This is a genomic window from Aeromonas aquatilis, assembly GCF_054052405.1.
Genome location: NZ_JBSTYP010000162.1, coordinates 1 through 555, shown reverse-complemented (window position 1 = coordinate 555; position 555 = coordinate 1). Strand labels below are relative to the sequence as shown.

Below are 555 nucleotides of genomic sequence, written 5' to 3'. Positions count from 1 at the left end.
CCGGTGCCGGATGTGGCGATCGACTTCGTCGGCACCGACAACTTTCTCGGTTGCCAGCTGGCAACCGAGCATCTGATCCGCCTCGGCCACCGCCACATCGCATTTATCGGGGGGGCAACCACCTCCATCAGCCGCTCCCAGCGCCTCGGGGGCTATATGAGCAAGTTGCTCGAACACGGCATCACTGCCAAACCGGAGTGGATCATCAGCTGCGGCGCCAGCCGGGTGGAAGGCACCCTCGCGATGACAACACTGCTGGAGCATCATCCGGAGGTCACCGCTGCCGTCTGTTATCAAGACATAGTGGCACTGGGCGCCATGCTGGCGTTGCGCAAACAGGAGCGGCGAATTGGTCAGGATTTTGCGCTGGTCGGGTTTGACGATATTCCGGAAACCGCGCTGGTAGAGCCCGCCCTGACGACGGTGTCGGTGGCGGCGCGGGAGATTGGCCGCAAGGCGGGTGAACTGCTGCTCGAACGGATTGCCGGCAATGACGAACCGGCCAAGAGCATCATCTTGCCCCCCTCCCTGGTGGTGCGCCAATCCTGCGGCAGC

General features: G+C 63.2%; 1 protein-coding gene. It reads left to right on the top strand.

Annotation, left to right across the window (positions count from 1 at the left end; translation table 11 throughout):
* On the top strand, positions 1 to 555 hold a 555-nt coding region (locus ACW5W8_RS23800), incomplete at both ends, for a substrate-binding domain-containing protein (RefSeq protein ID WP_498630879.1).